Origin of the sequence: Mycobacterium sp. pV006 (assembly GCF_041287115.1) — a bacterium.
Lineage (GTDB): Bacteria > Actinomycetota > Actinomycetes > Mycobacteriales > Mycobacteriaceae > Mycobacterium.
This window is the reverse complement of sequence record NZ_JBGGKT010000034.1, coordinates 1-8,567: the sequence shown is the minus strand read 5'-3', so window position 1 is coordinate 8,567 and position 8,567 is coordinate 1. Positions and strand designations below refer to the sequence as shown.

Below are 8,567 nucleotides of genomic sequence, written 5' to 3'. Positions count from 1 at the left end.
CGCCGATGGGCAGTACTTATTGGCCGCGGATGGGCATTTTCATGTCCGCCAGTGGGCAGCTTTTCATGTCCGTCGACATCCAAGATGGTGCGGCATTGAGGGCAGCGCCATCGCTGGTATTTGTTTCGGTCTCTCACAGGCTCTTGCCACTCATAGCCGCAGCAATCCGCGTGCCACCAGATATTACGTTTGGAGGTCGACAATACAGTTTGCGGCGTTAACTTTCCGTTGAGGGTCGGGTGCCACTGCGAGGCGACCTCGGGATCGGTGTCGGCGAGGTAGTGCCGATTCTTCTTCGCCGTGACGTTGGCTCTGCAATAAGGGCAGCCGCGGTCCAGAAAGAGCAGCGGCCTGATCCTTGGTGTGTGGCCGTTAGGGCACTTGAAGCGATACGCCTCCAACCCCCTGCCGACCACAGTGACGCGGCGCGGGTCGGCGTCGTCGGCCCACGCGGCGGCCAAGACGGGCACATCGGCGATTGACGTTCGCTTCCACCGAGCGTGCTCGGCGCGCCAATTGTTTCTCCACTCCGCTTCACACTGAGCGCATCGAAAGACTCCTCCTCGGGTCGCCATCGTGCTGACCTTCTCGGCGAAGCGGTTCCCGCATGTCGGGCACCTCCAGTGACATACACGGGTTGCTCGCAGGCTGACCGTGTCGAAGTCCGCGACCGTGTTGCGTTCGTGGTCCCACCACTCGAGCAAGTCGGAATCCGAATCCTTCAAAAGTTGAGGTCGCGCCTTCCTGCCGCCATAGCTCGAGCGGTTCTGGTTCCGCGCACAGTTGCACCCCCAACCGATGTCGCCCAGTCGCTTAACGCTGATCCGCCCGCACTTCACGCACCGCACGACCACCGTGCTGTGGCCGGAATCGCCTGTCAGTTCAGAGGTGATACCCACCAGTTCGTAGCCGTTGTCCACGACAGCAATCTCGATCTGTTCACGGGACCGCCCACGGGGCAGACCTAACTGCTCGCTGGCCACCTTCGCGAGTTCCGCGTCGGGCACATGACTCGCCATATAAGCGCGCCCTTCTGCCGACCACGCCTTCCAATGACACGCACGGCAGGTCTTCTCATCTTTGGCGTTGTTGCCGAGAACGTATTCAAGCCTGTAATGGGCTTGCACTCCACAGGTGACGCAGGCTGTCAGCCACCAGTCCTTGAAGCTCTTGAACGGCTCGACGGCCGTCAGACCAGCTTCCAGAAGTATCTGGTCCAGGCAGTCGATGCACCATGCCGGCCTACTGCGCGTGGTGAACGCGGCTAGGTTGCCGCAGCCGGCGGTTGAGCAAACCTGATGTCCCATGAAGGAAGACTATGTCCGTTGATCGTTTGGCAAGGGTTGGATCGGTAGGCAGCGCGACGAACGAAGCGGGCCGACGCTACGTACCGTTGGCCGACCAAGCATGAACCCACCCCGCACGACCCCTTCGAACGGATGACCCCGGTGCGCCAGACAAGACTTGGCCTGTCGCAATTCTTTAGTTTCGAGACGGCTGCTGGCACGCTCGAAGACAGCCCGGTAGTCGCTGTCCGGCTGTCTCGAAAGTTGTCGCGTATCAAAACTACCTTTGTCTGAGTTTTGAGATAGTATCGGCGGATGTTCGCGACCACACCAGTGCTGACAGAGTTAGAGAACATCTTGCTTGCCAATGTCGGCCGTACTCGCTTTTCGTTGGTGCTCGAGGGAATGCACCGCGGACTCTCCAACGAGGAGATGTCCGCAGAGGCCGACCGCGACGGCATCCCGTGCTCGGCTGACAGCATTGCCATGGTCCGACGCACACTGCTGCTCACGCTCGCCGACCAACTACACCCGGCCCCGTCCGATGCCGAGAGTCAGTCGTACCTGTACCGCGAGGTGCTCAACCACGACCACTCACCGGAGTTGCACAAGCTGGTGATGGCCCGTCTGTCGCAGCTGCAGGCCATCGACTCGAACGTCAAGCTCACCCCGCTGGGCAACGTCAACCTCGGAGGCGGCCCCCACCGCCGACCCGACAAGCTGCCCCCGCTATGCACCCAGTGTGGAACCCACCACCCGGGTGAGTGCTGATGACCGCCGCCGTGCCGGTAACCGGCCAACTCCTCGGCTATGCCCGTGTGTCCACCGGGCATCAGTCACTCGACGCCCAGACCGACGCCCTGACCGGCGCCGGGGTCGACTCGGCCAGGGTCTACAGCGACAAGCTGACCGGCACCTCGACCCGCGAGCAGCGCCCGGGCCTCGCCGCGCTGCTCGACTACGCCCGCCCCGGTGACACCATCGTGGTCGCCGGCATCGACCGCCTGGGACGCAACGCCGCCGAAGTCATGCTGACGATCCGCGACCTCGGCGAGCGCGGCATCGTGCTCCGTTCGCTGCGCGAGGGCATCGACACCTCGAACCCCACCGGTCGCATGGTGGCTGGGGTACTGGCCTCGCTCGCCGAACTGGAACTGGAGCTGGGCCGCGAGCGTCGAGCCGCGGCCAAGGCCTCCCGAAAGGCACGCAACCTGCCCATCGGCCGGCCCCGCGCCCTGAGCGCCGACCAGATCGCGCTGGCCGAGCGGATGCGCGCCAGCGGGGAGCCGGTACCAGTGATCGCCGAGGCGCTCAAGGTCAGCCGCGCCACCGTGTACCGCACATTGGCCGCCAAGGAGAACGACAGGTGACGAGCCAAAGCGCGGCGGGCAAGAAGGGCTCACGGGAATCGCCCGTGGTCATCGTTGGGGAGAGTCTCGGCCGTCAAAAGTCGCAGATTCCGTTCGACGGCGGTAGTGGACGGTTACTGGACCGGGCGCTGCAGGAAGCCGGACGAAATAAACACGAAGTGTTCACTACCAACGTCGTCGACTGGCACCCGCCCAGCGGATACCGGCTCACACAACTCGACATCGAGAAAGAAGTCCCCCGCCTCAAGGCTGAACTCGACGCCATTCAGCCCAAGCTGGTCGTGTGCCTTGGCAAGGTCGCGGCGACCACGTTGCGCTCGTTGTATCCGCAAGCGCCAGAGCTGCATTGGCCCTTCACCGTGCCGGCCAAGAACCTCGGTGAGAAGCCTGCCCTTCTGTTTGTCCTACATCCGTCCGCTGCCCTGCGGGCGCGCAACAAGCTGCCGAAGGAAGAACGCGAACCCTACGAACGTCGGTATATGTCCAGCCTGGCGGCGGCGCTGCGATGGAGTTTCGAGAGCGACGGGCCGTCGCGCCAGCCCTGGACCGAGGCCGAGCTGATCGCCGTCGACGATGTGTACCGCGAGCACGGCAGGCTCGGTGAGGAGCATCCCGTCGTGCGGGCCCTCGCCCGCCGACTGCGTCGTAGGCCGTCAGCGGTCGCAGCGGCGATGAACAATCTGCACCACGCCCACAGCGAGCCGGGGGTCTACCCCAGCAAGCGGTGGCGTTTCAGCGAACTGGCTCGCAAGGTGGCCGACCGGTGATACCCAACCGGTCGAGCAGCTTTCCGCTGCCCTGGCGCGGTGGGAACGGGCACAGCCCGACCAAGACCGACATGCTGGAGGCGAGGAAAGAGCTGGCCAGCGCGGCGACGGTTGTGCTTTCCTGGGACGCCAAGCAAGGCTAGCGCCGGTTCGCAGCGCAGGTGACGGCGGCGCGCACGGCCTTGGCCACCTCGTCGGGGGCCCGCTCCGAGAACCGCCGCGGCGTCCCGCCCGCCTACAGTCTCCGTCTCATGTGGCTGCACATCGCTCGCCTCAGGTGAGCGGTCGTGACTCGTTCGGGATGTTCAGCGCGGCGGTGTGTCGTCTCAGCAGCGCACGCAAGAAATGGGATGCTATCGCGCGTGGGCGGCGAGAGGTATCGTGCGGATGGGCCGTGGCTTTACTCCCTGCCGCCGGACGATCCGCGCCATGGCACGGTCAACGGCTACGGCAATTTGGGCTGCCGGTGTCCGGAATGCCGGAAGGCATCAACCGAAGAGCACCGTCGGTACATAGCCCGGGTTCGGGCAGAGGGTCGTGTGCTTAGCAAACACGGAACAGAAACGGCGTATTCATCTGGCTGTCGTTGTGACATCTGTCGAGATGCCCACAACAAACGGAGTCGAGAGTACAAGCGGCGACGGGCTCGCGCAGAGAAGTCGGGTGGCGACAGAGCAGGGGGCGTCTAATGGCGAACGTCACGGATCAGATTGTCGAAGTGATCAAAAAGCTTGCCGCGGAGCGCGAGACATTCACTAGCGACGACCTTCGGCCGCTTCTTCCGCAGGGCGCTACGCCGATGCAAATCCCTGCCGCAGTGGGCAAGGCACGTCGTCAGGGGCTTGTCGAGGAGGTAGACCGGGTCCGATCAGTGATACCCGAACGGAAGGGCAGTCTGGTGCCTGTCCTCCGGCGGCCCAGTTCGGATATCGCATGGTTCGGTTCAGCAACCCCGGGGTCGGTATCCGATGCACTCAAAGATGCCGGTGATGATGCTGTATCGAGATCAGCCAGGGAGTTGGATGCGCTGCGGCGGTACCTCGACGATGTTGGGTACGTCATCGGGATTGAGGAGCTTGCATCGGTCCTACTGCTGTTGGCCAGTCGCGGATGGCTCATACTTTCGGGTCCGAGTGGGACCGGCAAGTCAAGCCTTGTCCGCCATCTGTGTAGCGCGATCGGCGGCACTTTCCACGACGTTCAAGTCAAGCCGAATTGGGTTTCGTCGGAGGATAGCCTCGGCTACTACTCAGAGATCGCGCAGACTTTCGTTCCTGGTGTTCTACTCACTGCGTTGATCGCAGGTCAAGACGCACCTGACGAGTTGCGTTTCGTCCGACTCGATGAGATGAATCTAGCCCCGCCCGAGTACTACCTCGCGGAGGTACTGAGCGCGGCAGAGGACTGGCGCCACGCGGATGACGGTCACATGTGGAGCGCGAATGTGCAACTGCCCCCTGCCCCGCCCGACGCAGAAGTCCCTGACGTGTGTATTGCCGATCGCGTCTACCTCATCGGGACCGTGAACATCGACGAGACCACCCGCACCTTGAGTCCAAAAGTCCTTGACCGGGCGGCGGTATACGACCTCCATCATGTCGACCTGTTCGCCGCTCCGCCGGAGAAGAGCGAGGCGGCGCAGGATGCGAGCCTCTCCTTACCAGATATTCCCAGCCTTATTTCACTATTGACTGATCGTCCTAGATCGCTCCTCGCTTCTAGGTACGCCCCGGAACATCTTGAAGCCGTCGCGACTCTGCTTTCCGCGCTTATGGACGTCGCCGCTCCTCTCGGAGGACCGATCGGTTATCGGCAGCGTGACGCCTTGGTGATGCTCTTGGCTTTAGCAGAGCGTCACGGCTTTTTCTCGGTCTTACCGAGAGACAGCGTGCTAGACGTTGGACTTCGGACCTGTGTGATGCCTAAGTGGCAAGGTTCCACTCCCGCCGCTTCGCTTGCGCTTCGGCGTGCGCTGGCGGTCCTTCTCGAAGTCGACGTGACCGAGGAGGTATCGGTTGAATCATTAAGACCCCAGATCGCCGTCAGTCGCTATCCGCGCTCCGCGGAGCGGCTTCTTGCGATGCTTGAACAGTACAGTCAATTTGGATACTTCAGCGCATGGTGAAAGCAGCGCCGTTTATCGTTTGCCGCGCTGGCGAGTTCACGTTTACCGGTGTGGTTGTTGAAGGTCCTCCGAGTCACGACCGGCCGGTGGCAACACAGATCAGCTTCGCTTGGGACGGCCGAGTCGAGGCTTCCGCCGAGGTGCTCGGCACCGCTCTAGGTTCGGTCGACGCTGTGACGTATCCGCTGAGGTGCCCACTGATAGCAGAGAACTCGCGGATAGCGATCTATCTGACCGGCCCGCAAGCGACCACCGTCACCACTTCTCCTCGATCCGACGCTGCTTCCGAGATAGTCCGCCACCATAACCTCCAACACATTGAGATTCGGTACCGCGGCGCAGTTGGAGATGTGGCCTGGAGGTGGGATACGCCGCTCGGGACTATGACGATTCGAATGGAGTGCTTTCCAACAAAAATCGACTTCAGGCGTGATTTTGAGGCTATACGGGCCGAGTTGGAAGAACTAGCTCCGACTCTGACCGCATCACTGGCCGGCGCGGCCGGCGCTGGCTTTGTGCCCAGGGAAGGGAGCCAAGACGCTCCATTGGAATGGCTGGAAATGGTTCACCGATCCGCCGATCGGCTCTTCGAGTCGATGGAACGACTCCTGCCGCGTCTGAGGCCGCAGCTCGAGACCTCGACTGAGATCGTCATGGCTGACCGATTACGGGGTGCGAAGCCAGTGTCTCGCCGGTCGTATGGAACGATCGCGAAGCACCGAAACGCGTTGCAGGCGCACACACTGAGGCAAAGCGAATCGACGCCACTCAACGGCTACCTTCGTTGGGAGGTCGATCGTCTGCGCTCAATGGCGCGATCAGTCGTATCCGCAAGGTGGTTCAATAAGGTTGATGCGAATCTCGCTGCGCCGATCTATGCCCTCGCGCAAGCAGCGGAACAGTGGAGACTGCGGCTTATTAGTGTCAGGCCCGTTCACCATGTGCCGACTCTTCATGTCCGGCTGCGAGACCCACTGTATGAACGAGCTTTTCGAGACCTCCGACTCCTATGGCTGGCGCTCCAACCGCTTCGAGATTCAGAGCCGGTTGGATTGAAAGACCTTCCGACGATGTACGAGTACTGGGTGTTTCTGCGGATTACTCAGATTCTCAAGACCCGCTTCCCGACCGTTGTTAAGAGCAGCGACCCGCTAGTCAAACGTGCCGGGAGCCAGCTCGTGATGACCGCCGGCAGCAAGTCGACCATAATCCTCGCGGACCGGTCCGGACGACGGATCAGATGCCAATACAGGAGGCTTTTCGTCGGCCTTCCAACTACCGACCAAGAGCCGGACGCGATTATCGAGGTCGAGGATGGAACCCGGTTCTTGATAATCGATGCGAAGTACCGCATTGGCCAAGATCATTCCTACCTAGCCCGATATGGCATCGCAGGGCCCCTGGCCGAGGATGTCAACGTATTGCATCGTTACCGGGACGCGATCGTCAGTAAGGAGCCGCCACACGTGCGTCTAGCGCACGCCGGATTGATCGCCTTTCCTGGCGTGGAGAGGGAGAAGTACCGGTACCACCGCTTCTACATGAGCTGGTTGTCGGTGGGTGTTGGTGGAATACCAATGCTTCCTTCAGGGACTGCTCTCATGGAGGAAGCCATCAACGATTACCTGGATAAGCGTCTGGAAGGGACCGCGGCATGAAGATGCGCATCGTCGACTTGTTCGCTGGCTGTGGAGGGCTGTCGCACGGCTTTGTGCGCACGGGGAAGTATGAGGTCGTATTGGGTACCGACATAGACGCACAAGCCCTGCAGACATTCGCGCATAACCACGCAAAAGAGGGGAACTACCCCGTCCTGATTCCAGGTGACATCACGGCCTTGGCGCCTCGCGATTTCACGGAGCGACTAGAGCCGATGGGTTTGGATTCACAGGGCTCGCTTGACGTGCTGGTAGGAGGGCCGCCGTGCGAGGGGTTCAGTCAGAACCGTAGTAACGGCGTGCGTCTCGCCGACGGAAGCGTCTTGTATACGCGCAATCCCCTCGACAGTCGCGATCCGCGGAACACGTTGTTCAGGTACTACTTAAACGTGGTGGACCTACTGCGACCTCGGGGGGTTGTCATTGAAAACGTGCCCCAGATGGTCACGTCGCATGGTGGAAAGACGATTGCTGAAATTGCTCGTCGTCTAGATGGGATGGGGTACAGCGTCCGATGGGCGGTTCTCAACGCCGCCGACTATGGCGTACCGCAAGTAAGGCGTCGAGCCTTCGTTGTCGCCGTCCAGAAGGGTCTGCGTCCTTACGAGTGGCCCGAACCCACTCATGCGCGTGTCCCGATCTCGAAGCCGACGTCGCAGGACGATCTTGCTCCATATGTAACTGTGGGTGATGCCATCAGCGATCTGCCCGCTGCGACCAACCGTGAGCTTGGTCGACAGTCCGTGAAGCACTATCGCCCCACGGTGTCTGGCTATGCCTTGGCGATGCGAAGTGACACGGCCACTCCGATGAACCACGTCGCCAGAATCCCCTCCGAACGGGTACTTAACCGCCTCCGGGCAATGAAGCCCGGAATGATCGCGTCTGACCTGCCAGATCACCTCAAGACCAAATCTGCCTATTACAACAGTTACGGCCGGTTGAGTTGGGACGCGCCGGCAAAGACCATAACGAAGAGCTGCAACTACCTCGGCTCGGGTTGTTTCGGTCACCCCGTCGAAGACCGCGGCATAACGATGCGCGAGGCGGCGCGCCTGCAGAGTTTTGATGACGACTTCGACTTCATCAGCAAGTCTGAGCCACACGTAGCGAAGATGATCGGCTCCGCTGTCCCGCCCTTCTTGTCAAGGCACATCGCCGAAAGTCTCGCGAAGTCGCTGGAGAGCTAGTGCTCCGCGCCATTGATTCGGTTCGGTCTTCGTTGGATGGACTGGCCACAACAATGACAGTGTCTCGCTCAAAGCTGCGCGATTCGGGTGACAGTGAACCGCCCTGGTTCTACTGGAGGCTCGATCTATTGGATTGCGACCAGTGGTTGGTCGCTCCGTGGGGCATCGTAG

General features: G+C 61.4%; 7 protein-coding genes. 6 read left to right on the top strand and 1 reads right to left on the bottom strand.

The genetic code is table 11. The features are described 5' to 3' along the window. Positions 1–1,307: zinc-ribbon domain-containing protein (locus ACAG25_RS24510; protein WP_370491036.1), on the bottom strand; the 1,307-nt coding region annotated here is incomplete at its 3' end. Between the two features lie 372 nt (positions 1,308–1,679). Between ACAG25_RS24510 and ACAG25_RS24505 the strand changes: the two genes are divergently transcribed. From ACAG25_RS24505 to ACAG25_RS24480, 6 genes are all read left to right on the top strand, one after another. Beyond that, positions 1,680–2,057, top strand: coding sequence for a hypothetical protein (locus tag ACAG25_RS24505; RefSeq protein WP_370491035.1), 378 nt, complete (start codon positions 1,680–1,682; stop codon positions 2,055–2,057). Beyond that, on the top strand, positions 2,057–2,656 hold the full coding sequence (locus ACAG25_RS24500; RefSeq protein WP_370491034.1) for a recombinase family protein: 600 nt from the start codon (positions 2,057–2,059) through the stop codon (positions 2,654–2,656). Before ACAG25_RS24505 ends, ACAG25_RS24500 begins: the two co-directional genes overlap by 1 nt. After that, positions 2,653–3,423 carry a uracil-DNA glycosylase family protein gene (locus ACAG25_RS24495; protein WP_370491033.1) on the top strand — a complete coding sequence of 257 codons (771 nt, stop codon included), beginning with the start codon at positions 2,653–2,655 and terminating at the stop codon, positions 3,421–3,423. The genes ACAG25_RS24500 and ACAG25_RS24495 overlap by 4 nt, the downstream gene beginning before the upstream one ends. Before the next feature lie 688 nt (positions 3,424–4,111). Next, on the top strand, positions 4,112–5,548 hold the full coding sequence (locus ACAG25_RS24490; RefSeq protein ID WP_370491032.1) for an AAA family ATPase: 1,437 nt from the start codon (positions 4,112–4,114) through the stop codon (positions 5,546–5,548). Next, positions 5,542–7,206, top strand: coding sequence for a DUF2357 domain-containing protein (locus tag ACAG25_RS24485; protein ID WP_370491031.1), 1,665 nt, complete (start codon positions 5,542–5,544; stop codon positions 7,204–7,206). Before ACAG25_RS24490 ends, ACAG25_RS24485 begins: the two co-directional genes overlap by 7 nt. Then, positions 7,203–8,396, top strand: a complete 1,194-nt coding sequence (locus tag ACAG25_RS24480) for a DNA cytosine methyltransferase (protein WP_370491030.1) — start codon at positions 7,203–7,205, stop codon at positions 8,394–8,396. Before ACAG25_RS24485 ends, ACAG25_RS24480 begins: the two co-directional genes overlap by 4 nt. Positions 8,397–8,567 lie beyond the last annotated feature (171 nt).

What these genes read in the sequence shown, in the direction of transcription:
- ACAG25_RS24480 (WP_370491030.1), top strand. Translation starts at nt 7,203, where the DNA reads ATGAAGATGCGCATCGTCGACTTGTTCGCTGGCTGTGGAGGGCTGTCG.
- ACAG25_RS24490 (WP_370491032.1), top strand. Translation starts at nt 4,112, where the DNA reads ATGGCGAACGTCACGGATCAGATTGTCGAAGTGATCAAAAAGCTTGCC.
- ACAG25_RS24500 (WP_370491034.1), top strand. Translation starts at nt 2,057, where the DNA reads ATGACCGCCGCCGTGCCGGTAACCGGCCAACTCCTCGGCTATGCCCGT.
- ACAG25_RS24485 (WP_370491031.1), top strand. Translation starts at nt 5,542, where the DNA reads ATGGTGAAAGCAGCGCCGTTTATCGTTTGCCGCGCTGGCGAGTTCACG.